Origin of the sequence: Pseudomonas sp. RIT-PI-q (assembly GCF_001297125.1) — a bacterium.
Classification (GTDB): Bacteria; Pseudomonadota; Gammaproteobacteria; order Pseudomonadales; family Pseudomonadaceae; genus Aquipseudomonas.
In genome coordinates this window covers 62,177-83,761 of record NZ_LHPC01000034.1, presented here as the reverse complement: position 1 = coordinate 83,761, position 21,585 = coordinate 62,177, and the positions used below count along the sequence as shown (strand labels likewise).

21 protein-coding genes are annotated in these 21,585 nt (G+C 58.5%); 17 read left to right on the top strand and 4 right to left on the bottom strand.

What is annotated here, in order from left to right:
• The first annotated feature begins 88 nt into the window (after nt 1-88).
• The 14 genes from AEQ67_RS17970 to AEQ67_RS17905 all read left to right on the top strand — a co-directional run bounded on the left by AEQ67_RS17970 (nt 89) and on the right by AEQ67_RS17905 (nt 14,866).
• A complete protein-coding gene (locus tag AEQ67_RS17970; RefSeq protein ID WP_059405180.1) occupies nt 89-454 on the top strand; it encodes a response regulator in 366 nt (121 codons plus the stop codon).
• 95 nt (nt 455-549) lie between these two features.
• Complete coding sequence (locus tag AEQ67_RS17965) at nt 550-1,854, top strand: glycosyltransferase (protein WP_059405179.1); 1,305 nt, start codon at nt 550-552, stop codon at nt 1,852-1,854.
• A gap of 184 nt (nt 1,855-2,038) precedes the next feature.
• On the top strand, nt 2,039-2,911 hold the full coding sequence (locus tag AEQ67_RS17960; protein WP_059405178.1) for a phospholipase: 873 nt from the start codon (nt 2,039-2,041) through the stop codon (nt 2,909-2,911).
• A gap of 97 nt (nt 2,912-3,008) precedes the next feature.
• On the top strand, nt 3,009-3,911 hold the full coding sequence (locus AEQ67_RS17955) for a phospholipase (RefSeq protein ID WP_059405177.1): 903 nt from the start codon (nt 3,009-3,011) through the stop codon (nt 3,909-3,911).
• 63 nt (nt 3,912-3,974) lie between these two features.
• Nucleotides 3,975-4,880, top strand: a complete 906-nt coding sequence (locus AEQ67_RS17950) for an AraC family transcriptional regulator (protein ID WP_059405176.1) — start codon at nt 3,975-3,977, stop codon at nt 4,878-4,880.
• Between the two features lie 339 nt (nt 4,881-5,219).
• Nucleotides 5,220-6,530 (top strand): ABC transporter substrate-binding protein, encoded by a 1,311-nt coding sequence (locus AEQ67_RS17945; protein ID WP_059405175.1) that lies wholly within the window; start codon nt 5,220-5,222, stop codon nt 6,528-6,530.
• Nucleotides 6,531-6,681: 151 nt separating this feature from the next.
• Entirely contained in the window at nt 6,682-7,608 is a 927-nt protein-coding gene (locus AEQ67_RS17940) for a carbohydrate ABC transporter permease (RefSeq protein WP_059405174.1), read from the top strand.
• Nucleotides 7,609-7,618: 10 nt separating this feature from the next.
• Nucleotides 7,619-8,449, top strand: coding sequence for a carbohydrate ABC transporter permease (locus tag AEQ67_RS17935; RefSeq protein ID WP_007936731.1), 831 nt, complete (start codon nt 7,619-7,621; stop codon nt 8,447-8,449).
• Between the two features lie 140 nt (nt 8,450-8,589).
• On the top strand, nt 8,590-9,693 hold the full coding sequence (locus tag AEQ67_RS17930) for an ABC transporter ATP-binding protein (RefSeq protein ID WP_059405173.1): 1,104 nt from the start codon (nt 8,590-8,592) through the stop codon (nt 9,691-9,693).
• Nucleotides 9,694-9,708: 15 nt separating this feature from the next.
• Entirely contained in the window at nt 9,709-11,181 is a 1,473-nt protein-coding gene (locus AEQ67_RS17925) for a mannitol dehydrogenase family protein (RefSeq protein ID WP_059405172.1), read from the top strand.
• 184 nt (nt 11,182-11,365) lie between these two features.
• Entirely contained in the window at nt 11,366-12,862 is a 1,497-nt protein-coding gene (gene xylB, locus AEQ67_RS17920; protein WP_059405383.1) for a xylulokinase, read from the top strand.
• Between the two features lie 13 nt (nt 12,863-12,875).
• Nucleotides 12,876-13,820, top strand: a complete 945-nt coding sequence (locus AEQ67_RS17915) for a carbohydrate kinase family protein (RefSeq protein ID WP_059405171.1) — start codon at nt 12,876-12,878, stop codon at nt 13,818-13,820.
• A 289-nt stretch (nt 13,821-14,109) separates the two neighbouring features.
• Nucleotides 14,110-14,379, top strand: coding sequence for a DUF2790 domain-containing protein (locus tag AEQ67_RS17910; protein WP_059405170.1), 270 nt, complete (start codon nt 14,110-14,112; stop codon nt 14,377-14,379).
• Between the two features lie 91 nt (nt 14,380-14,470).
• A complete protein-coding gene (locus AEQ67_RS17905; protein WP_059405169.1) occupies nt 14,471-14,866 on the top strand; it encodes a hypothetical protein in 396 nt (131 codons plus the stop codon).
• Here the strand turns inward: AEQ67_RS17905 and AEQ67_RS17900 are convergent.
• Nucleotides 14,863-15,138, bottom strand: a complete 276-nt coding sequence (locus tag AEQ67_RS17900) for a DUF1652 domain-containing protein (protein WP_059405168.1) — start codon at nt 15,136-15,138, stop codon at nt 14,863-14,865. The genes AEQ67_RS17905 and AEQ67_RS17900 overlap by 4 nt on opposite strands.
• 305 nt (nt 15,139-15,443) lie before the next feature.
• On the opposite strand from AEQ67_RS17900, the gene eco reads away from it, so the two are divergent.
• Nucleotides 15,444-15,926 (top strand): serine protease inhibitor ecotin, encoded by a 483-nt coding sequence (gene eco / locus AEQ67_RS17895; RefSeq protein ID WP_059405167.1) that lies wholly within the window; start codon nt 15,444-15,446, stop codon nt 15,924-15,926.
• A 13-nt stretch (nt 15,927-15,939) separates the two neighbouring features.
• Here eco and ilvA read toward each other — a convergent pair whose 3' ends face one another.
• A complete protein-coding gene (gene ilvA, locus AEQ67_RS17890; protein ID WP_082377875.1) occupies nt 15,940-16,953 on the bottom strand; it encodes a threonine ammonia-lyase, biosynthetic in 1,014 nt (337 codons plus the stop codon).
• A gap of 346 nt (nt 16,954-17,299) precedes the next feature.
• Here ilvA and AEQ67_RS17885 point away from each other — a divergent pair, with 346 nt between their 5' ends.
• The gene (locus AEQ67_RS17885; protein ID WP_059405166.1) at nt 17,300-17,635 is read left to right on the top strand and encodes a DUF2834 domain-containing protein; all 336 of its coding nucleotides are present in this window, start codon (nt 17,300-17,302) and stop codon (nt 17,633-17,635) included.
• 125 nt (nt 17,636-17,760) lie between these two features.
• On the opposite strand, the gene AEQ67_RS17880 is transcribed toward AEQ67_RS17885, so the two are convergent.
• Nucleotides 17,761-18,684: a magnesium transporter CorA family protein gene (locus tag AEQ67_RS17880; protein ID WP_059405165.1), complete on the bottom strand. Its 924-nt coding sequence runs from the start codon at nt 18,682-18,684 to the stop codon at nt 17,761-17,763.
• Nucleotides 18,685-18,691: 7 nt separating this feature from the next.
• Entirely contained in the window at nt 18,692-20,266 is a 1,575-nt protein-coding gene (locus AEQ67_RS17875; RefSeq protein WP_059405164.1) for a RimK family protein, read from the bottom strand.
• Nucleotides 20,267-20,358: 92 nt separating this feature from the next.
• Here AEQ67_RS17875 and rimI point away from each other — a divergent pair, with 92 nt between their 5' ends.
• Nucleotides 20,359-21,450 (top strand): ribosomal protein S18-alanine N-acetyltransferase, encoded by a 1,092-nt coding sequence (rimI, locus tag AEQ67_RS17870; protein ID WP_059405163.1) that lies wholly within the window; start codon nt 20,359-20,361, stop codon nt 21,448-21,450.
• Nucleotides 21,451-21,585 lie beyond the last annotated feature (135 nt).

The window sequence follows — 21,585 nt, the reverse complement described above, 5'->3', positions numbered from 1 at the left end:
TTGTCGGGATCCGCCACTTACTCATGCAAGAGCCCGGCGATTTCGATCGACCGGCCACCGTGAATTTCAATCTTTGGGAACCCCTACTATGTCCTCCGACGCGTCCATCATCCTAGTAGTCGAAGACGATGCCATCGTGCGCATGTTGATTGTCGATGTGCTGGAGGAACTGGAATTCCAGGTGCTTGAGGCCGACGGCAGCGAAAAGGCGCTGGAGTTTCTCAACGACGAAGACCAGTACATCGACCTGATGATGACCGATGTCGGCTTGCCGGTGATGGATGGCCGGGAACTGGCAGTCCAGGCCAGGATGCTGCGCCCCGAGTTGCCGATCCTGTTTGCCAGTGGCTATGCCGAAAGTATTGACGTGCCAGCAGGGATGCAGGTGATTGGCAAGCCGTTTTCGATTGATCAGTTGCGCGACAAGGTCAAAAGCATGCTTGCGTCATCCTGATATCAGCTCAAGCGTACGCAAGGATCTTTACCGGCTGTGGTTTAATTACGCCCCGTTTTCCCCGCCCCCCTGCCCGTTTCAAGGAAATTGTGTTCATGAGTCAGTCCCGCGCAACCAAAGTCCTGGTCATTGGTTACGTCTGGCCCGAGCCCCGCTCTTCGGCGGCCGGCGGGCATATGATGCAGATCCTCGAAACCTTCTTGCAGCAAGGCTGGGACATCACCTTCAGCAGTCCGGCCGGATATGGCGAGCAGCGGGCCGACCTGGCGGCGCTGGGTATTGGTGAAGTGCCAATCGAGTTGAACAACAGCAGTTTCGATACGTTCATCCGCGAATTGGCCCCGGATGTGGTGCTGTTCGATCGATTCATGATGGAAGAACAATTCGGCTGGCGCGTTGAAAAACACTGCCCCGACGCCTTGCGCGTACTGGAGACCTCCGACCTGCAAAGCCTGCGCGATGCCCGGCATCAGCGGCTCAAGGAGCGCTTGAAAGCCAGTGATGACGCCAATGACTTCCGCGAACTGTTTGCGCCGGCACTGCGCGAAGAGTTTGAGTTCATGGCCGATACCGATCTGGCTAAACGGGAGATTGCGGCGATTTATCGCTGTGACGTGAACCTGATGATCTCCGAAGTGGAAATTGAATTGTTGGTCGAGCAATTCAACGTGCCCCGCAACCTGCTGCACTGGTGTCCACTGATGGTTGACCTGCCGAGCGAGCCCCCGGTCGCGTTTGAAGACCGCGCGCACTTTCTCAGCATTGGTAACTTCCGCCATGCACCGAACTGGGATGCAGTGCTCTGGATGAAGACGGCGATCTGGCCGCTGATCCGCGAACAGCTGCCCACCGCGCAGTTGCACATCTATGGTGCGTACACCCCGCCCAAGGCCACCGCGCTGCACAATCCGGTCCAGGGGTTTCATGTGATGAACTGGGCAGAAGACGCGTTGCAAGTGATGTCGGCGGCACGCGTGTGCCTGGCGCCGCTGCGTTTCGGTGCGGGTATCAAGGGCAAAATCGTCGATGCCATGCTGTGTGGCACGCCGAACGTCACCACGCCGATTGGCGCCGAAGCCATGCACGGCGACGAGCAATGGCCAGGAGCGGTGACCCCCACCGCTCGCGAGTTCGCCCATTCTGCGGTGCGTCTCTATAGCGACAAGGCTCACTGGCTGAACGCCCAGGCGCTGGGACAGACTCTGTTGGCCAACCGTTATCAGCAATCGATACACGGGCCAGCACTGATTAAAAAACTGATCGACTGCCAACAACATCTTGTGCAACTTCGACGGGATAACTTTACCGGCAGCATGTTGCGTCACCACCAACATAAAAGCACTCAGTACATGGCGCAATGGATTGAAGCAAAGAATCGCAACCCGGCAGAAGCACTGTAACTACCACACACTTAGATCCAGATACACCATACCGAATAGCAACTTTCACGCCGACTTGATACTTACTGTATCAACTCGGCGCTTGGTATTTTAGTTCCCAACAATTAAAACTACCCCTCACTTTTTCTAATTTAACCCAGCGCACACAAACAGCCGTGCCATTAACAAATGCAAGGATGCATTCATGAGCAATACAGCATTAGAACACTATGAGCCCAGTCAATGGATGGCCTCCACGTTGGACATCGATTCATTAGCCCTTGGCGATTTGATTTTGCCCGGTGCCCATAATAGCGGCGTCGACCGGAAAGCAACTTACGCAGCACCCGGCTTAGCGCATTGGATAGCGTGCCAGAACAATTCCTTTTACGAGCAGTTGCGCAACGGCGCCCGCGCCCTGGATGTCCGGGTCGAGTACGACGTGGACTCCAGAGGCGTCGGCACGTTCTGGTTTCAGCACAACGGCGTACGGTCATCCCGATCGATGGAAAACCTGATCATGCAGTTGATGCGTTTTCTCCAGGAGAACCCCGACGAGTTTGTCCTGCTCGATTTCCACAAACTGGAACCCGCCAACACCGCCTTCGACTATCAAGAGTTCAATCGCTTTTTACTGGCGCATCTTGGGCCGAGAATCATTCCTTCGAGCAACCGGCACTTGAATCTCGGCCAGTTGAAACACGCCAATCCAGTCCAGCGAGTATGGGTCGCGGCAGAGCGCCACTGGGCGTTGGACAGGGACTGGTTTGTGCCGAAAGTCGAGCATCAGTGGAGCGGCATCGGCGATACCAGTGTCGATGAACTCGAAGCGCACATCACCCGAGTGATGAAAAGCCCGCCGTCCGGATCGATGCCCTGGTCGCTCTCCGCCACCAGCTATAGCATCGCGTTGGGACCCGTGGACATCAAGGAACACCTCGATCGCTGGTTCGATGTCGAGGCCGGCCACTGGGTTCATGGCTGCAGCGTCATCAATGCGGATTTTTTTGAAGAGTCCCGCCTGGTGTACAACTGCCGGGCCGCTAACATACGCAAGGCCCATCAACGCAATAAATAAGTAACGCCCTTGTTTTTATCCGTCAGGTAATTTCAGGCTTCATGCACCCTGAAGCCACTTTTTCCATGGAAGGGTTTGCTCAGAAAAAGGAATGACAATGACTGGTAAAAAAACAGTAATGCGAGATAAACATAACTGGATGAGCAGAGTCCTGGACATCGACAAACTCAAACTCAGCGATATTGTCTGGCCTTGCGCCCATAACGCGGGCATGGATAAAAAGGCGCCCAAACAAGAAACGCTGTTGGGGAACTGGATAAGTTGTCAGAACGATACATTCGCCTGGCAACTGGAAAATGGCGCACGGGTCTTCGATATACGCCTCGGCTATACCGAAGGCCCTCAGCCGGTGTTTTACTTCCACCACAATGGCTATCAGTCGGGTCGCGTCCTGGATGACTTGATCGATGCGCTGCTGCCCTTCCTCGATCGAAACCCGGATGAATTCATCGTGCTGGACTTTCATCAATTGGGCGACGGCGACAAACCCTTCAATCACAAAAAGCTCAGTGATTGGCTGGTGCGCCGCATCGGGCAACGAATCATCCTGCCCCGCGACGAGTTGAGTACCGTGGCGGTGCTCAAGCGATCCAGCGCACAGCGCCGGATTGTCATGGCCGCCTCCTTCAATCCGCAACTGGACCGTGAATACTTCTGGCCGGCCATCTCACACCGGTGGCATGGCCAGACATTCACCTCGACCACGGAGCTGCAACGCCATATCGCGTCAACGCTTGAGCGAGTGCCGCGCGAAACGTATTTATGGTCACTGTCGGCCACCTGCTATTCCTTGCTCGGCGGGCCTCAAGATATCAAGCACCGTATCAACGAGTGGTTCAACACCACGGGAAACTGGGTGACGCGCTGCAGCATCATCAGCACCGATTTTTTCGAGGAATCCGAGATCGTCCGTTACTGCTGGAGCGCCAGCAGCATGAAAGCGGTGTACGGTCATGCCCTGCATGAGCGGCCAGGTTCACCTCGGTTTTTGCATCGGTAAGCTGGCATTGCCCGCCGTGATAGGGGCATGATCACTGTGCGATAACAACAAAAGCGCCCCGACATGTCCCGAACCGCCAGAGTTACCGACCCCTCGTACGAATTGATGGACGACCACAATGGGTTGTCCATCATCTATCGCCAGCATGGATTCCCCTGCCCGTTGGTGCGCTGGCATTTTCACAAGGAATACGAACTGCACCTGATCGTCGCCAGCTCCGGCAAGGTGTTCATTGGCGACTACATCGGCAACTTCTACCCCGAAACGCTGTTCCTCACCGGCCCCAACCTGCCACACAACTGGATCAGCCAGGTGGCCGAAGACGAAGTGGTGCCCAAGCGCGACATGCTGGTCAACTTCACCGACGAATTGTTCGACAGCGGCCATCTGGTGTTCGCCGAACTCAAGACGCTTGCCCCTTTGCTGGAACGTGCGCAGTACGGCATCGAATTCCGCTGCAAGCGCACCATCCGCCAGGCGATGACGCTGATGCAGCGCATCGCCGATACCCGGGGCGTGACCCGGCTCGGGCACTTTTTCATTCTGCTGGAATTGCTCGCGGCGTCTGACGATTATCAGTTGCTGTCCGGTGCGACGACACCGCAACTGGCTGACGAGCACAATATCGACCGGACCAACCGGGCCGTGGATTACATCTTTGCGCATTACGCCCGCGACTTGTCGCTGGAAGAAGTGGCCGAGCATTTGGGCATGAAGCCGACCTACTTCAGCCGGGTGTTCAAGCAAGCCACCGGACGCTGCTTCATCGAGTTCGTCAATCGCCTGCGCATCAGCAAATCCTGTGAGCTGCTGGCCGATGGTGACAAGCCGGTGACCGATGTGTGCTTCGAGTCGGGGTTCAACAATATTTCCAACTTCAATCGACGGTTTCAGCAGCTCAAGGGCATGACACCGTCGCATTACCGGCGGTTGGCGGTGCAGCGGTTGACCGAACAAAACCTAGGTTAATACCCATTCCCTGTGGGAGCGGGCTTGCCCGCGAAAGCGGACTGTCAGCCAATATAAATGTTGGATCTGACGGCCTATTCGCGGGCAAGCCCGCTCCCACAGGGTTTGTATTCATGCTGGAAACCTGTACGGAATCAAACACGCCCCATCGCTGAAAAGCCCTTCCCTGCGTCTACCGCTCGAAACCCCAGTGCAAAATAGTATCGATTGAAGTGCGATGGATGATTTGTCACGTCGTCAATTGAAGGCTGTAATCAGTGCACATTCTTCCTGTCATCGGAAGACACAAAAACAATAACTGTCCTTCTGTCCCCGCTGGGTGCAGAAAAGGAGTGCACGATGCAACCCACTGTAAAAGCTCTGCTTGCCCTCACCTGCATGACCCTCAGCAGCGTCAGCCTTGGCGCCCAGACCCTGACCATCGCCACCGTCAACAACAGCGACATGATCCGCATGCAAAAGCTCTCGAAAACCTTCGAAGCCGAGCACCCGGACATCAAGCTCAATTGGGTGGTACTGGAAGAAAACGTCCTGCGCCAACGCCTGACCACCGACATCGCCACTCAGGGCGGACAGTTTGATGTGCTGACGATCGGCATGTACGAAGCTGCACTCTGGGGCGCCAAGGGTTGGCTGGAGCCGATGAAGGATTTGCCCGCCAGCTACGCGCTCGACGACGTATTCCCGTCGGTGCGTGAAGGCCTGTCGGTGAAGGGTTCGCTCTACGCCCTGCCGTTCTACGCCGAGAGCTCGATCACCTATTACCGCACCGACCTGTTCAAGGACGCCGGGCTGACCATGCCCGAGCGTCCGACCTGGACCCAGATCGGCGAATTCGCCAGCAAACTCACCAACAAGGATAAAGAGCAGTACGGCATCTGCCTGCGCGGCAAGGCCGGCTGGGGCGAGAACATGGCGCTGATCACTACCGTCGCCAACGCCTACGGTGCGCGCTGGTTCGATGAGAAATGGCAGCCGGAATTCACCGGTCCGGAATGGAAAAACGCCCTGAATTTCTACGTCGACACCATGAAAAAATCCGGCCCGCCGGGGGCGTCGAGCAACGGTTTCAACGAGAACCTGGCGCTGTTCAACAGCGGCAAATGCGCAATCTGGGTCGATGCCAGCGTTGCCGGTTCCTTTGTCACCGACAAGACCCAAAGCAAGGTCAGCGAGCACGTCGGCTTCACTTACGCGCCGCATGAAACTACCGACAAAGGCTCGGCCTGGTTGTATTCCTGGGCGCTGGCGATTCCGACCAGTTCCAAGGCCAAGGACGCCGCGAAAACCTTCAGCGCCTGGGCCACGTCCAAGGAATACGGCGCGCTGGTCGCGGAAAAAGACGGCATCGCCAACGTCCCGCCAGGCACTCGGGCCTCGACCTACAGCGAGGCTTATATGAGCGCCGCGCCGTTCGCCAAGGTGACGCTGGAATCGTTGAAAGCCGCCGACCCGAGCAAACCGAGCGTCAAGCCAGTGCCTTACATCGGCATCCAGCTGGTGACCATTCCTGAGTTCCAGGGCATCGGCACCCAGGTTGGCAAGTCGTTCTCGGCAGCGCTGATTGGTCAAACCACGGTCGACCAGGCCCTGGCCGCCGCCCAGCAAACCACCGAACGTGAGATGAAGCGCGCCGGTTACCCCAAGTAACCCCGCAACCTGCTCCCGCCTTCTGTGGGAGCGGGCTTGCCCGCGATGACGGTCTCCCATTCAACATTTGGGTGACTGACACACCGCTATCGCGGGCAAGCCCGCTCCCACATTAGATCTTCATAGGTCTGCATGAATCGGTTCTATCGCCATGAATATTTCAACTGCCAAAGCTCACATGGACATTCCCCAACCGGTGCGTAAAAGCCGGTTGAGTAACCCCGGCTGGTTTCTGGTCAGCCCTTCGGTGGCGTTGTTGCTGCTGTGGATGATCGTGCCGCTGGGCATGACCCTCTACTTCTCGATGATCCGCTACAACCTGCTCAACCCCGGCGAGAACGAGTTCGTCGGGCTGGAGAATTTCACTTACTTCCTGACCGACTCGGGTTTCATGCCCGGCGCCACCAACACCTTGTTGCTGGTGGGCAGCGTGCTGCTGATCAGCGTGGTGCTCGGGGTGCTGATCAGTGCCTTGCTGGAGGCCAGTGAATTTCTCGGTCGCGGCATCGTCCGGGTGATGCTGATCTCGCCGTTTTTCATCATGCCCACGGTCGGCGCGCTGATCTGGAAAAACCTGATTTTCCATCCGGTGTCGGGGATTCTCGCCTACGTCTGGAAGCTGTTCGGCGCGCAGCCGGTGGACTGGCTGGCGCACTACCCGCTGTTGTCGATCATCATCATTGTGTCGTGGCAATGGCTGCCGTTCGCGATCCTGATCCTGATGACCGCGATGCAGTCCCTCGACCAGGAACAGAAAGAAGCCGCGCGCCTCGACGGCGCCGGCCCGGTGGCGATTTTCTGGCACCTGACGCTGCCGCACCTGGCGCGGCCGATTGCGGTGGTGGTGATGATCGAAACCATCTTCCTGCTCTCGGTGTTCGCCGAAATCTTCACCACCACCAACGGCGGCCCCGGCTACGCCTCGACCAACCTCGCGTACCTGATCTACAACCAGGCGCTGGTGCAGTTCGACGTCGGCATGGCGTCCGCCGGCGGCTTGATCGCGGTGGTGATCGCCAACATCGCGGCCATCGTGCTGGTGCGCATGATCGGCAAAAACCTGACAGACAAAGCCTGAGGCCTGCGCCATGACTCTCCAACAATCCCGTCGTCTGCAAAGCCTGCTGCTGGGCACGCTGGCCTGGGCCATCGCGATCCTGATCTTCTTCCCGATCTTCTGGATGGTGCTGACCAGTTTCAAAACCGAAATCGACGCGTTCGCCACGCCGCCGCAGTTCATCTTCACGCCGACGCTGGAGAACTACCTGCACATCAACGAGCGCAGCGATTACTTCAGCTTCGCCTGGAACTCGGTGGTGATTTCGTTCAGCGCCACCGCGCTGTGCCTGCTGATCGCAGTGCCGGCGGCCTACTCGATGGCGTTCTACGAAACCCAGCGCACTAAAGGCACGTTGCTGTGGATGCTCTCGACCAAGATGCTGCCGCCGGTGGGCGTGCTGATGCCGATCTACCTGCTGGCCAAGAGCTTTGGCCTGCTCGATACGCGCATCGCGCTGATCGTGATCTACACCCTGATCAACCTGCCGATCGTGGTCTGGATGATTTACACCTACTTCAAGGACATCCCCAAGGACATCCTCGAAGCCGCCCGCCTGGACGGCGCCACGCTGTGGCAGGAAATGGTCCGCGTGCTGCTGCCGATCGCCAAGGGTGGCCTGGCGTCCACGGTGCTGCTGTCGCTGATCCTGTGCTGGAACGAAGCGTTCTGGTCACTGAACCTGACCTCGTCGAAAGCGGCGCCACTGACTGCGTTGATTGCCTCGTATTCCAGTCCTGAAGGACTGTTCTGGGCCAAGTTGTCGGCGGTCTCGACCCTGGCCTGCGCGCCGATCCTGATCTTCGGCTGGATCAGCCAGAAACAACTGGTCCGCGGCCTGTCGTTCGGCGCCGTGAAATAAACCCCCGGATCGCCGACCCAACGCGATCCCCCTGTAGGAGCTGGCTTGCCAGCGAAGGCGGCCGAAAGATCGATGCAACCTTCAAGGACCCCTTCGCTGGCAAGCCAGCTCCTACACATAACCCTATGCGGAGGCCCATCATGGCCAACCTGAAAATCAAGAATCTGCAAAAAGGCTTCGAAGGCTTTTCCATCATCAAAGGCATCGACCTGGAAGTGAACGACAAGGAATTCGTGGTCTTCGTCGGCCCCTCGGGCTGCGGTAAATCCACGCTGCTGCGCCTGATCGCCGGCCTGGAAGAAGTCAGTGGCGGCACCATCGAACTCGATGGCCGCGACATCACCGAAGTCAGCCCGGCCAAGCGCGACCTGGCGATGGTGTTCCAGACCTACGCCCTGTACCCGCACATGACCGTGAAAAAGAACATGTCGTTCGCCCTCGACCTGGCCGGCGTACCAAAGGCCGAAGTCGAGAAGAAAGTCGGCGAAGCGGCGCGCATCCTCGAGCTCGGGCCGATGCTTGAACGCAAGCCGAAACAGCTCTCCGGCGGTCAGCGTCAGCGCGTGGCCATCGGCCGGGCGATCGTGCGTAACCCGAAAATCTTCCTGTTCGACGAACCGCTGTCCAACCTCGACGCCGCCCTGCGGGTGCAGATGCGCCTGGAACTGCTGCGCCTGCACAAAGAACTCAAAGCCACGATGATCTACGTGACCCACGACCAGGTCGAAGCCATGACCATGGCCGACAAAGTCGTCGTGCTCAATGGCGGCAAAATCGAGCAAGTCGGTTCGCCGCTGGACCTGTATCACCAGCCGGCCAACCTGTTTGTTGCCGGGTTCCTCGGTACGCCGAAAATGGGCTTCCTCAAAGGCAAGGTCACCCGCGTCGAAAGCCAGAATGTCGAAGTATTGCTGGACGCTGGCACCCGCATCACCCTGCCGCTGAGCGGTGCCAATCTGAACGTCGGTGGCGCGGTGACCCTGGGGATTCGCCCGGAGCATCTTAACCTCGCGCAAACCGGCGACTGCACTTTGCAAGTCACCGCCGATGTCAGCGAACGCCTGGGCAGCGACACCTTCTGCCACGTCGTGACCGCTTCCGGTGAAGCGCTGACCATGCGGGTTCGCGGCGATCTGGCCAGCCGTTACGGCGAAGCACTGAGCCTGCACCTGGACGCCGAGCACTGCCATTTATTCGATGCCGACGGCGTGGCGCTGACCCGCCCGTTGCGCGCAGCAGCTTGATTTAGAGAGCCTGTGATGAAACTGAATAAACACAACCTCAACCGCCTCGCCCCCGAGGTGGTCCTGCCCGCCTACGCCCTGAGCGATACCCGCCAAGGCATCGCGCACATCGGCGTCGGCGGTTTCCATCGGGCGCACCAGGCGTATTACACCGACGCCTTGATGAACACCGGCGAAGGCCTGGACTGGGCGATTTGCGGCGTCGGCCTGCGCGCCGAAGACCGTCGGGCCCGGGACGACCTGAAGGAACAGGATTACCTGTTCACCTTGTTTGAACTGGGTGACACCGACGACAGCGAAGTCCGGGTCATCGGCGCCCTCCGCGACATGCTGCTGGCCGAAGACGGCGCGGCAGCACTGATCGATAAACTCGCCAGTCCCGAAATCCGCATCGTCTCGCTGACCATCACCGAGGGCGGCTACTGCATCGACGACAGCAACGGCGAGTTCATGGCGCACTTGCCGCAAATCCAGCACGACTTGGACTATCCGGATTCACCGAAAACCGTGTTCGGTTTTCTCTGCGCCGCGTTGGCCAAGCGCCGCGCCGCCGGCACGCCGGCGTTTACCTTGATGTCCTGCGATAACCTGCCGCACAACGGCGCGGTCACCCGCAAAGCGCTGCTGGCTTTCGCCGCGCTACGCGACGCAGACTTGCGGGACTGGATCGCCAGCAACGTCAGTTTCCCCAACGCGATGGTCGACCGCATCACGCCGATGACCAGCACCGAACACAAGCTGCAACTGCACGACAAACACGCCGTGGACGACGCCTGGCCGGTGGTCTGCGAACCGTTTGTGCAGTGGGTATTGGAAGACAAGTTCGTCAACGGTCGTCCGGCCTGGGAAAAGGTCGGCGTGCAGTTCACCGACGACGTCACGCCTTACGAAGAGATGAAGATCAAATTGCTCAACGGCAGTCACCTGGCCCTGACTTACCTGGGGTTTTTGAAGGGCTATCGCTTCGTTCACGAGACCATGAACGACCCGCTGTTCGTGCGGTACATGCGCGCCTACATGGACCTGGACGTGACCCCGCAATTGCCCGAGGTGCCGGGGATTGACCTGACCGAGTACAAGAACACCTTGGTCGCGCGATTTTCCAATCAGGCGATTGCCGATCAACTGGAGCGGGTGTGTTCGGATGGCTCGTCGAAGTTTCCCAAGTTCACTGTGCCGACGATTAACCGCCTGATCACCGATGGTCGAGAGACCAAACGTGCGGCGCTGGTGGTGGCGGCGTGGGCGTTGTATTTGAAGGGCGTGGATGAGAATGGCGTGACCTACGCCATTCCGGATCCGCGGGCGGCGTTCTGTCAGGCACTGGTGGCCGATGATGCGTTGATCACCCAGCGGTTACTGCAGGTTGAGGAGATTTTTGGTGCGGCGATACCGCATTCGCCAGAGTTTGTGGCGGCGTTTGAGTGGTGCTGCAATAGTTTGCGCGATGTTGGGGTGTCGCGGACCTTGGAGCGGGTGCTGGCCTGAATTTAGCGGTGAAGTTGCTGCCGTCATCGCGGGCAAGCCCGCTCCCACAGGGTTCTTCTGCGAACACATATTTCGTGAACAACATTGATAACTGTGGGAGCGGGCTTGCCCGCGATGGCGGCCTGACAAACGACATGGATGTTGAATGTGCACTGAAATCGACCTGACGATCCAAGGATCTTCCATGGCAAACCAACAACTATTCCTCGGCATCGACTGCGGCACCCAAGGCACCAAAGCCATCGTCCTCGACGCCATCAGCGGTCAGGTGCTCGGCCAAGGCGCCGCTGCCCATACGCTGATCAGCGGTGCCAACGGCCGCCGCGAGCAAGACACCAACCAATGGCTGGAAGCCTTTGCCCTCGCCACCCGCCGCGCTCTGCTAGCAGCCAACGTCGACGGCCAGGACATCCTCGGCATCGGAGTCTCCGGCCAGCAACATGGCCTGGTGCTGCTCGACGACCAAGGACAAGTGCTGCGCCCGGCCAAGCTCTGGTGCGATACCGAATCCACTCCGGAGAACGAGCGTTTGCTGGCCCATCTGGGCGGTGAAAAAGGCTCGCTGGAGCGCCTCGGCGTGGTCATCGCGCCGGGCTACACCGTGTCCAAACTGCTCTGGACCCAAGAGCAGCACCCGCAAGCGTTCGCCCGAATCGCGCGCATTTTGCTGCCCCACGACTACCTCAATTACTGGCTCACCGGCCGCAGTTGCAGCGAGTACGGCGATGCCTCGGGCACCGGCTATTTCAACGTGCGCCCCCGCCAGTGGGACTTGCAACGGCTGCGCGACATCGACCCCAGCGGGCGCCTGCAAGCCGCGCTGCCGGAACTGATCGACGCCCACCAGGCGGTCGGCACGATCTTGCCGAGCATCGCCGAGCACTTGGGCATCAACCCGCAAGCACTGGTGTCCAGCGGTGGTGGCGACAACATGATGGGCGCCATCGGCACCGGCAACATAAAACCCGGCGCGATCACCATGAGCCTCGGTTCCTCGGGGACGGTCTACGCCTATGCCGATCAGCCGAACGTCAGCCCGGATGCCTCGGTCGCGACGTTCTGTTCTTCCAGCGGCGGCTGGCTGCCGCTGATTTGCACGATGAACCTGACCAATGCCACCGGGGTGATTCGCGAGTTGTTCGAGCTGGACATCGAACGTTTCAACGCTCTGGTCGAGCAAGCGCCGATCGGTGCCGAAGGCCTGTGCATGCTGCCGTTTCTCAATGGCGAGCGCGTTCCCGCCCTGCCCCATGCCACCGGCAGCCTGCTGGGCCTGACGATGACCAACCTGACTCAGGCCAATCTGTGTCGCGCCGTGGTGGAAGGCACGACCTTCGGTTTGCGTTATGGACTGGACCTGTTGCGTCGCAATGGCTTACAAAGCCGCAGCATTTGCCTGATTGGCGGCGGCTCGAAAAGTCCGGTATGGCGGCAGATGGTCGCCGACATCATGAACACGCCAGTGATTTGCACCGAACACAGCGAGGCCGCTGCCCTCGGGGCGGCGATTCAGGCGGCGTGGTGCAAGTCCTGGACAAACGGGCATGAGGACAGCCTGGCGGAGCTTTGCGAGCGTTGCGTGAAGCTCGACCTGGCGAGTGAAACCTTGCCGATTGCCGACAATGTGGCGGCCTGTCAGCAGGCCTATGAACGCTATCAACAGCATGTCGCAACCCTTTAAAGAGCGAACAACTATGTATCTGGTCTGTGGCGAAGCGCTGTTCGATTTCTTCAGTGAAGAAGACGCCAGCGGCCTGGCTTCAAAAGTGAACTTCAAGGCAATTGCCGGCGGTTCACCCTTCAACGTCGCAGTGGGTTTACGCCGGTTGGGCGTGGACTCGGCATTGTTTGCCGGACTGTCGACCGACTACTTGGGCCGACGGTTGCAGCAAGTGTTGCAGGACGAAGGCGTGCGCCCGGACTACCTGGTGGATTTCGCCGCACCCACCACCCTGGCCATGGTCGCGGTCGGAGCCAACGGCTCGCCCCACTACAGCTTCCGTGGCGAAGGCTGCGCCGATCGGCAGTTGAAAGCGGAGCATTTGCCAGCACTGGGGCCTGAGGTACGCGGCCTGCACATCGGCTCGTTTTCGCTGGTGGTGCAGCCGATTGCCGACACGTTGCTGGCATTGGTGCGCCGGGAAAGCGGCAAGCGCCTGATCAGTCTTGATCCGAACGTGCGGCTCAATCCTGAGCCGAATATCGAGCTGTGGCGTTCGCGGATTGCAACATTGGTCGAGTTGGCCGACCTGATCAAAGTCAGTGATGAGGATTTGAGCTTGCTCTATCCCGAGCAGGACCCTGCGCGGGTCATCGAAGGCTGGCTGCAACACCGTTGTCAGTTGGTATTCCTGACCCGGGGTGGCGAGGGTGCAACGGTATTCAGCCGGGCCCATGGTTCGTGGTCGGTGCCGGCCTGTTCAGTGAAGATTGCCGACACTGTCGGGGCTGGCGATACGTTCCAGGCGGCGCTGATTACCTGGCTGACGGAGCAGCAGCTGGATTCGGTTGAAGGATTGCAGCAGCTGGGCCGCGAGCAGATCGATGCGATGCTCGGGTTTGCGGTGCAGGCGGCGGCAATGACGTGCAGCAAGACCGGGCCGGATTTGCCGTATCGGCGGCAGTTGGAAATGCGCTGAAGCTGACGGCCCCATCGCGGGCAAGCCCGCTCCCACATTGGATGTGTGAACGCCACAGACCAAATGTGGGAGCGGGCTTGCCCGCGAAGGCGGCCTACCTGCCACCGCAAACCTTCCGCTTGAAATGACAGCAAGGCGACAGGTGGCATTCAGGCAGGTTAACCAACGCTTAATCGCGCGGTCCAACACTTTACTGGACCGCACGCCCTCAGACCCTTCTGACGCCCAGTGCGGCAGGTTCGACGTCCGTTACGTCGAGCTGACTTTCCGTCCGCACCGGAGAACGTTCATGAACATGCGCATAATGCTGGTCACCGCCGCCCTCACCTGCACCGGGCTAACCGGTCTGGCCCAAGCCAACGACACCTCATCCTCTCAAGCAGTCCCGTCCTACCATTACGGTATGCCACTGAACGTGGCCAAAGTCGTTTCGTTGACTGAACCCAACACACTGGACTGCAAAGTGGTGAAGGCTGACATGAAGTACATCGATACCAGCGGCAAACCCTCGGAAATCACCTACAGGAAGTTATCCGACGCTTGCAGCATGCAGAACTGACCGAGGGGTCGGAAACGAAACCTTGCGGTATTCCCGGGAGGCATCTGACGCTATGCTCTAGCGCCTTCTCCTACTGCCGCAAGGATTCGCCATGCAGTTATCGTTTCGCACGTTGTCGACGTTAACCGCCGCGTTGTGTTTTCTATTGGCCCTGGTCTGGGGATTGACGCCCGACTGGTTGCTGTCGAATTGGAGTATTGAGTATTCCGTCGCCACGGGTTTGGTTGCGCGGCGTAGCGCGGTGCTGTTTGCAGCACTGGGCGTGATGTTTTATCTGATTCGAAACGAGGCGCCCTCCACCACCCGCAATGCGTTGAGCAATGGCTTTATTGTCGGCTGCTGGGGGCTGGCCGCATTGGGCTTCGGCGAATGGCTCGATGGCCATGCCGGTCCGGGTATTTTGCTGGCAGTGATGGTGGAATTGACGCTTGGTCTGGCGTTTTTCCAGACCAAGCGCGTGTCGGTGGAGCTGGAAGCGGCGAGTTAGAGGGCTTTTCTGTCCGGATGCAAAGGCTGGGCATCGGCCATGGTGCGCAGTTGCATGTCAGAGCGTAGTTCGGCGATCAGGTCGTTGATTTCACGGCAACCATTTAACTGTTTGGCATTTATTCCGGTCACCATGAGATCGAGGTGATCGGTTTCGCGATCTGAATACACCTTGACGGTCATCGACAGGTCCGGCGACAGCGTGCATTGGCAGCGTTTCGGCAAAAAACTGCTTTCAATGATATTGCGAAGTTCCAAGGCAGAAAGAAACATGGCGACCCTCTCCTTAATATGAGACTGCCAATAAAGTATCAACGCCGACTCCATCAAATCCCCGGTCAGCTTAAGACCAGCTACAGCATAAAACATGCCCGGAATTTCGCCGTGCAGCTCATCGGCAAATCAACGGTTTAGCGTAACTACATGTAAATGCCTTCATGCAATCTGCAAGAAGCCCCCCCGCCGCCCCTGCAATTTGCATTCTGGCCACGACGAATTTGCAATAGCCGCGCACGGCAGCAAGAATGCGCCGAGGTAATTCAGTATCCGCCGACCCCACTCACACGCAAGGAGGCATCATGGGTTCATTGACCTGCAACACTACCGTCGGGCTAATAGTTGCCGCACTGTCGAGCGTCGCTCATGGGGCGAAACTCGAAGACATCGCGCCGTTCCCGAAACCTGAAAGCGGTTTTACCCGCCAGGTAATCCATCTCGCCCCACAGACTCAGGAAGACAGCTTCCAGGTCGAAATCCTCGCCGGCAAAACCCTGACCGTAGACTGCAACCGCCAACGCCTGGGCGGCATTCTTGAGGAGAAAAACCTTGAGGGCTGGGGCTACCCGTTCTACCGACTGGAAAAAGTCATCGGCCCGATGAGCACCCTGATGGCCTGCCCGGACGGCAAGAGCAAAAAGGACTTCGTGCCGGTGGTCGGTGACGGCTTCATGCTGCGTTACAACAGCAAGCTGCCGATCGTGCTCTACGTGCCCAAAGACGTCAACGTCCGCTACCGCATCTGGTCGGCATCAAGCAAGGTCGAGAAGGCCGTCCAGGAGTAACGGACGCATCCCCTCACGCCGGGGCGTTGCACATTGCGGCGCGCTCGGCCACATGCCGCAAACTGTCGAAATTGATATTGGCACCCGAGTCGATGGCCACGAAGGTCTGACCACGGGCGCCGGTTTTCGCCGCGTACTTCTTGATTCCGGCCACCGCCAGCGCGCCGGAAGGCTCGGTGATCGAACGGGTATCGTCGTAGATATTCTTGATGGCGGCACACAGTTCGTCGTTGCTGACCGTCAGCACCTCATCGACGCAAAACCGGCAAACCTCGAAACCATGAGCGCCAATCTGGGCGACGGCTACACCATCGGCGAAGGTTCCTACGGCTGGCAGGACAACTCGCTCACCCGCCTGTAAAGCAGCGGACAAACACGCGGAGTGTTCCGACTCGACGCCGATGATGCGGACTTCAGGTCGAAGGTATTTTACATACGCGGCGATGCCGGCGATCAGCCCACCACCGCCCACCGGGACGAAGATCGCATCCAGCGGCCCTTGATGCTGGCGCAGGATTTCCATCGCCACCGTGCCCTGCCCCGCGATCACGTCCGGGTCGTCGAAAGGCGAGACAAAGGTGCGCCTGGTTTGCTGTGCCAGGTTCAAGGCGTGTTCCAGGGCAAACGGAAAGCTCTCCCCATGCAGCACCGCGTCGGCCCCGCGACTGCGCACACCGAGCACCTTCAATTCCGGTGTCGTACACGGCATGACGATAGTGGCGGCAATCCCCAATTCGCGCGCGGCCAACGCCACGCCCTGGGCATGGTTGCCCGCCGATGCGGGGATTACGCCGCGAGCCTTTTGCTCATCGCTCAGTTGCATCAGTTTGTTAAAGGCGCCGCGAATCTTGAAGGAAAAGGTCGGTTGCAAATCCTCACGTTTGAGCAGGATCCGATTGCCCAAGGCCTCGGACAGTGCCGGAGCGTCTTGCAGCGGCGTGCGTACCGCCAATTCATACACCTTGGCTGCGAGGATCTTTTTGACGTAATGCTCAAGCAAGGTCTGCTGGGCGTGGGTGCTGTTCATGGTCATCTCCTTTACGCGGCCGATGCAGGAGCTGCCGAAGGCTGCGATCTTTGCTTTTAAAAGATCAAGATCAAAAGATCGCAGCCTTCGGCAGCTCCTACAGAGGTAGTGCGTTGGTCTAAACCCCGGAGACAGAAAATAAAAACCCGCCTCTAGGGCGGGTTGGGTGCTGCAGTCGTGAGCTAGCCCGCCAGATAAGGAATGGCGGTAATAATGCTTGGCTGGCAGCGCAATACGGTGGAAGTCATGTGTGAAAACTAGCCGGGCGCTGGTGGCAAGTCAATGGCCAATTTTGTTCGACCTCTGTAGGCTGGCGATTCCGCTCATCGTCCCAAGGAAGGACACCATGAAGTCTGTCGCCCTGCCCCTCGTTGTCCTCATCGCCTTCGCCGGCTACACCGTTTCGGTGATGCTTCAGGCTGAACAGTCGTTGATCGACTTCGGCATCAGCCTGATGTCTCGGCCTGATACAGCGCAGGTGGTGATTGATCTTTACTTGCTGGCAATCCTGGCGGGTATCTGGATGTATCGCGATGCGCGCAAGCGTGGGCAGTCGGGGTGGTCGGTTGTTCCTTACCTGTTGATTACTGCGATTTTTGTGTCGGTCGGGCCGTTGTTGTATCTGGTGGTTCGGGGATTTCAGGATCGAAAGAAATCTGTAGGTGCAAGCCAGCGAATCTGATCCGGACAATATGCTGATTTTGAGATCGCTATCGCGGGCAAGCCCGCTCCCACAAGTTCAGTCATCGCCACAGATCCAGTGTGGGAGCGGGCTTGCCCGCGATGACGGTCTCACGGTCAACACACTTACTTCGCCAACCGCCTGAGCCCCAGCACCATCACCCCCGCCCCCAACATCATCGCCGTGAGAAACAACGGATACGAAACCCACCACGGCGTGCCCGCCGTCATCATGCTGAATTCGGACATCCCGCCAACGCTCGCAATCAGGTTCAGCGGCAGAAACACCACGTTGATCAACGTCAGCTTGCGCAACAGGTTGTTCATGCTGTTGTTCATCAGGTTGCCCCGGGCGTCGATCAGCCCGGAGAACACCGTGGAGTAGATTTCCGCCTGTTTGTAGCACTGGTTGTTTTCAATGATCAGGTCGTCAATCAGGCCGATGGCTGCGGCACTGAAGTGTTCCTTTTCCGCATGGTTGCGCAGCCGGGTCAGGACCGCGCCGTTGCTGTGGATCGCGTTGATGTAATAGATCAGGCTTTCGCTGAGGTTGAACATCTGGATCAAGTGCTGGTTTTGCATCGAGGCGTTGAATTTCTGCTGCAACTCCCGCGCAACCATCTTGATCACCTTGAGATGGCCCAGATAGTGATGGATGTTGTTGAATAGCAGATGCAGCAACACATCCAGCGGTGTGTTCAGCTGCTGCCGGATGCCAAGGCCGCTGAGCGGCGAGTCATCGGTGGCGATCACCAGCAGCCGGTGCTGACAGAACAGCAAACCGCAGGACGATACTTCGAAGGCCAGGCTGCCGGCGCCGGAGTAGTTTTCCGGGCGTTTCCAGATCAGGAACAGGTTGTCGGGATGGAACTCGATGCGCGACACCTCGTCAGGGTCCAGGGCCGAGGCCAGTGCGTGTTCATCGAGTTTGAAATGGCTGTGCAACAAATCCCGTTCGGCCGCATCCGGGTTGCTGAACAGCATCACCTGCGCGTCCAGCCGTTCTACGGCGTGCAGCGCGCCGTTGCTGAGTTGGAAACTCTTGATCATAGGCCGCTCACCAGGCCTGGCCGCGACGTTTGAGCTCCAACCGACGCACGAACTCCTCCAGCACCAGTGAATACAGATCGTCCTGCAAGTAGGCGTCTTCGATGCCGGCGTCCATGTTCGGGTTGTCGTTGACCTCGATCACCACCACTTTGTCGCCGGACTGCTTGAGGTCGACGCCGTAGAGGCCATCGCCGATCAGGTTCGCGGTCTTCACCGCCAGTTCCACCACCGCCCGCGGTGCTTCGTGGACCGCCAACGTGCGGCATTCACCGTTGATGTCCTGGCCCTTGGCCTTGTGGTTGTAGATCTGCCAGTGGCCCTTGGACATGAAGTATTGGCAGGCAAAGATCGGTTTGCGGTTCAGTACGCCGATGCGCCAGTCGTACTCGGTGTAGAAAAACTCCTGGGCCAGCAACAGCACCGAGTGTTCGAACAGTTCGGCGGTGGCTTCAAGCAAGGCTTGCTGGCTTTCAACCTTGATCACACCACGGGAGAAACAGCCGTCGGGGATCTTCAACACCAGCGGAAAGCCCAGGCGCTCGCCGACCCGTTCGAAATCTTCCGGTCGCTCCTTGTACAGAATTTCGGTGGCGGGCATGCCCAGTTGATGGCTCTTGAGCAGATCGGTCAGGTAGACCTTGTTGGTGCAGCGCAGGATCGAGGTCGGGTCGTCCATCACCACTAAGCCTTCGCTCTCGGCTTTCTTGGCGAAGCGGTAAGTGTGGTTGTCGACGCTGGTGGTCTCGCGAATCAGCAGCCCGTCGTATTCGGCGATGCGCGCGTAGTCCTTGCGCTCGATCAGCTCGACGTCGATGCCCAATGTCTTGCCGACCCGGACAAAGTTGTCGAGGGCCTTGGCGTTGGATGGCGGCAACGCTTCCTGCGGGTCGTGCAAAATCGCCAGGTCATATCGCGCCAGTCGGCGCGAACGTGGAACGCGCCATATCTTGCGACTGAAACTGTCGAGCGAGTTGGCAAACTGATCTTCCTGATCCTCACGCAACTTATGCAGCGCACCGGACTTTATACCTTCGATGTGCCAGCCGTTAGTTCGGCGAAACTCAACTAACAATATTGGACACGGGAACACTTCGAATAACTGACGCGCCAGATCCTGCAACGGTTCGATGTTAGTCCTGCCAAAGTACAGCGTCAGGGTAAAGCCTTCGGTGTCGCTGTAAAGATGATTGCTGAGGGCTTTTTCCAAAGGCTTATCGAGGTCGTCCAAGGCCAGACCGTACAGGGATTTTTTGGTCAGTTCGCTGATGGTTCGCACCGACGGAATCACCTTGTGCCCACGCGCCTCCGCCAGCAATGAGCAGTAATAACCGTGCCCCAGGTACTTGTAGCTGCGGCACAGGTTGATCACCTGGATGCGTTTGCCCTGCTCATTGTCCCGAGTCTGCTCAAGGTATTCCTGGGCGCTGACAATGTCCTCGCTGGGGAAATACGACGCCCAGTCTTCCTTGCGTTCGACGATGATAATCAATTGACTTGAAGTTTTTGATGCATCATTTAAATAAGTTGCTGCCGGCAAAGTTTGCTCGGATACTTCGCGCCAATGACCTTGTACCGCTGACATAGTGATTGATCCGTTGGAGAACAAGACCTTTCCTATTAAGCACGAAGATTTTTGAAAGTCTCGTTTCGTTACGCAACTTTTACGGTGGTCATATGAATCTGGTTTTTCGCCTGGCGGTGGTTGAAGACTTGCCGGCATTGCTGGAACTCGAACAACAATGTTTCACCACGGATCGGCTTAACAGCCGCAGTTTTCAATGGATGATCAGCCGCGCCCACGGGCAACTGTTGGTAGCCCAGCGCGGCGAACACCTGGTGGGTTACGCCGTGGTGCTGTTTCACCGGGGCACTTCGCTGGCGCGACTTTACTCGATTGCCATTGCCGAACAGGCGCGCGGCAGCGGGCTGGGCAAGCAATTGCTGCAACGCATCGAGGCCTGCGCCCTTGCGCACGATTGCGCCTACCTGCGGCTGGAGGTGCGAATCGACAACCCGGCGGCGATCGCCTTGTATGAGCGCAACGGTTACCGGCGTTTTGCGCTGATTCACGACTATTACCAGGACCATGCCGATGCGCTGCGCCTGGAAAAACGCATCCTCCAGCACCGCGACTCACGCAACATCAAGGTGCCTTATTACCCGCAAACCACCGATTTCACCTGTGGCCCGGCCTGCCTGCTGATGGCCATGGGGGCGCTGCAACAGGATCGACTGCTGGAGCGCCGCGAAGAACTGCAGCTCTGGCGCGAGGCGACCACCGTGTTCATGACCTCCGGCCATGGTGGCTGCAGTCCTCAAGGTCTTGCGCTGGCCGCGTCACGACGCGGGTTTCGGGTGCGTCTGCAACTGAGCATGGCCGGGCCATTGTTCCTCGATGGTGTGCGCGATGAGCATAAAAAAGACGTAATGCGTTTGGTGCATGAGGAGTTCACCGAGCAACTGCAAGCCACCGACGTCGAACGGGTGATCGGTGGGCCGCTGGACCTGCCCCGGTTACTGGACGCTGGCGGCCAGCCGTTGGTGCTGATCAGCTGTTATCGACTGACCCGCTCGAAATCACCGCATTGGGTGATCGTCACCGATTGCGATGACGAGTTCGTCTACCTGCACGACCCGGATGTCGACCACAGCCAACATCGTCAACCTATGGACTGCCAGCATTTGCCGGTCAGCCATGCCGAGTTTGAGAAAATGAGCAGCTTTGGCCGGGGCAAACTGCGGGCGGCGGTGATTTTGTATGCTTGAACCTCACCTGAATAACCCCTGTAGCAGCTGTCGAGCTTGCGAGGCTGCGTTCGGCTGCGAAGCAGTCGTGAAATCAGGCAATGCGGTCCTTCAGGACTACCTCGCGCTCAGGTTTTACGACTGCTTCGCAGCCGA

What these genes read in the sequence shown, in the direction of transcription:
- AEQ67_RS17970 (WP_059405180.1), top strand. Translation starts at nt 89, where the DNA reads ATGTCCTCCGACGCGTCCATCATCCTAGTAGTCGAAGACGATGCCATC.
- AEQ67_RS17965 (WP_059405179.1), top strand. Translation starts at nt 550, where the DNA reads ATGAGTCAGTCCCGCGCAACCAAAGTCCTGGTCATTGGTTACGTCTGG.
- AEQ67_RS17960 (WP_059405178.1), top strand. Translation starts at nt 2,039, where the DNA reads ATGAGCAATACAGCATTAGAACACTATGAGCCCAGTCAATGGATGGCC.
- AEQ67_RS17955 (WP_059405177.1), top strand. Translation starts at nt 3,009, where the DNA reads ATGACTGGTAAAAAAACAGTAATGCGAGATAAACATAACTGGATGAGC.
- AEQ67_RS17950 (WP_059405176.1), top strand. Translation starts at nt 3,975, where the DNA reads ATGTCCCGAACCGCCAGAGTTACCGACCCCTCGTACGAATTGATGGAC.
- AEQ67_RS17945 (WP_059405175.1), top strand. Translation starts at nt 5,220, where the DNA reads ATGCAACCCACTGTAAAAGCTCTGCTTGCCCTCACCTGCATGACCCTC.
- AEQ67_RS17940 (WP_059405174.1), top strand. Translation starts at nt 6,682, where the DNA reads ATGAATATTTCAACTGCCAAAGCTCACATGGACATTCCCCAACCGGTG.
- AEQ67_RS17935 (WP_007936731.1), top strand. Translation starts at nt 7,619, where the DNA reads ATGACTCTCCAACAATCCCGTCGTCTGCAAAGCCTGCTGCTGGGCACG.
- AEQ67_RS17930 (WP_059405173.1), top strand. Translation starts at nt 8,590, where the DNA reads ATGGCCAACCTGAAAATCAAGAATCTGCAAAAAGGCTTCGAAGGCTTT.
- AEQ67_RS17925 (WP_059405172.1), top strand. Translation starts at nt 9,709, where the DNA reads ATGAAACTGAATAAACACAACCTCAACCGCCTCGCCCCCGAGGTGGTC.
- xylB (WP_059405383.1), top strand. Translation starts at nt 11,366, where the DNA reads ATGGCAAACCAACAACTATTCCTCGGCATCGACTGCGGCACCCAAGGC.
- AEQ67_RS17915 (WP_059405171.1), top strand. Translation starts at nt 12,876, where the DNA reads ATGTATCTGGTCTGTGGCGAAGCGCTGTTCGATTTCTTCAGTGAAGAA.
- AEQ67_RS17910 (WP_059405170.1), top strand. Translation starts at nt 14,110, where the DNA reads ATGAACATGCGCATAATGCTGGTCACCGCCGCCCTCACCTGCACCGGG.
- AEQ67_RS17905 (WP_059405169.1), top strand. Translation starts at nt 14,471, where the DNA reads ATGCAGTTATCGTTTCGCACGTTGTCGACGTTAACCGCCGCGTTGTGT.
- AEQ67_RS17900 (WP_059405168.1), bottom strand. Translation starts at nt 15,138, where the DNA reads ATGTTTCTTTCTGCCTTGGAACTTCGCAATATCATTGAAAGCAGTTTT.
- eco (WP_059405167.1), top strand. Translation starts at nt 15,444, where the DNA reads ATGGGTTCATTGACCTGCAACACTACCGTCGGGCTAATAGTTGCCGCA.
- ilvA (WP_082377875.1), bottom strand. Translation starts at nt 16,953, where the DNA reads ATGAACAGCACCCACGCCCAGCAGACCTTGCTTGAGCATTACGTCAAA.
- AEQ67_RS17885 (WP_059405166.1), top strand. Translation starts at nt 17,300, where the DNA reads ATGAAGTCTGTCGCCCTGCCCCTCGTTGTCCTCATCGCCTTCGCCGGC.
- AEQ67_RS17880 (WP_059405165.1), bottom strand. Translation starts at nt 18,684, where the DNA reads ATGATCAAGAGTTTCCAACTCAGCAACGGCGCGCTGCACGCCGTAGAA.
- AEQ67_RS17875 (WP_059405164.1), bottom strand. Translation starts at nt 20,266, where the DNA reads ATGTCAGCGGTACAAGGTCATTGGCGCGAAGTATCCGAGCAAACTTTG.
- rimI (WP_059405163.1), top strand. Translation starts at nt 20,359, where the DNA reads ATGAATCTGGTTTTTCGCCTGGCGGTGGTTGAAGACTTGCCGGCATTG.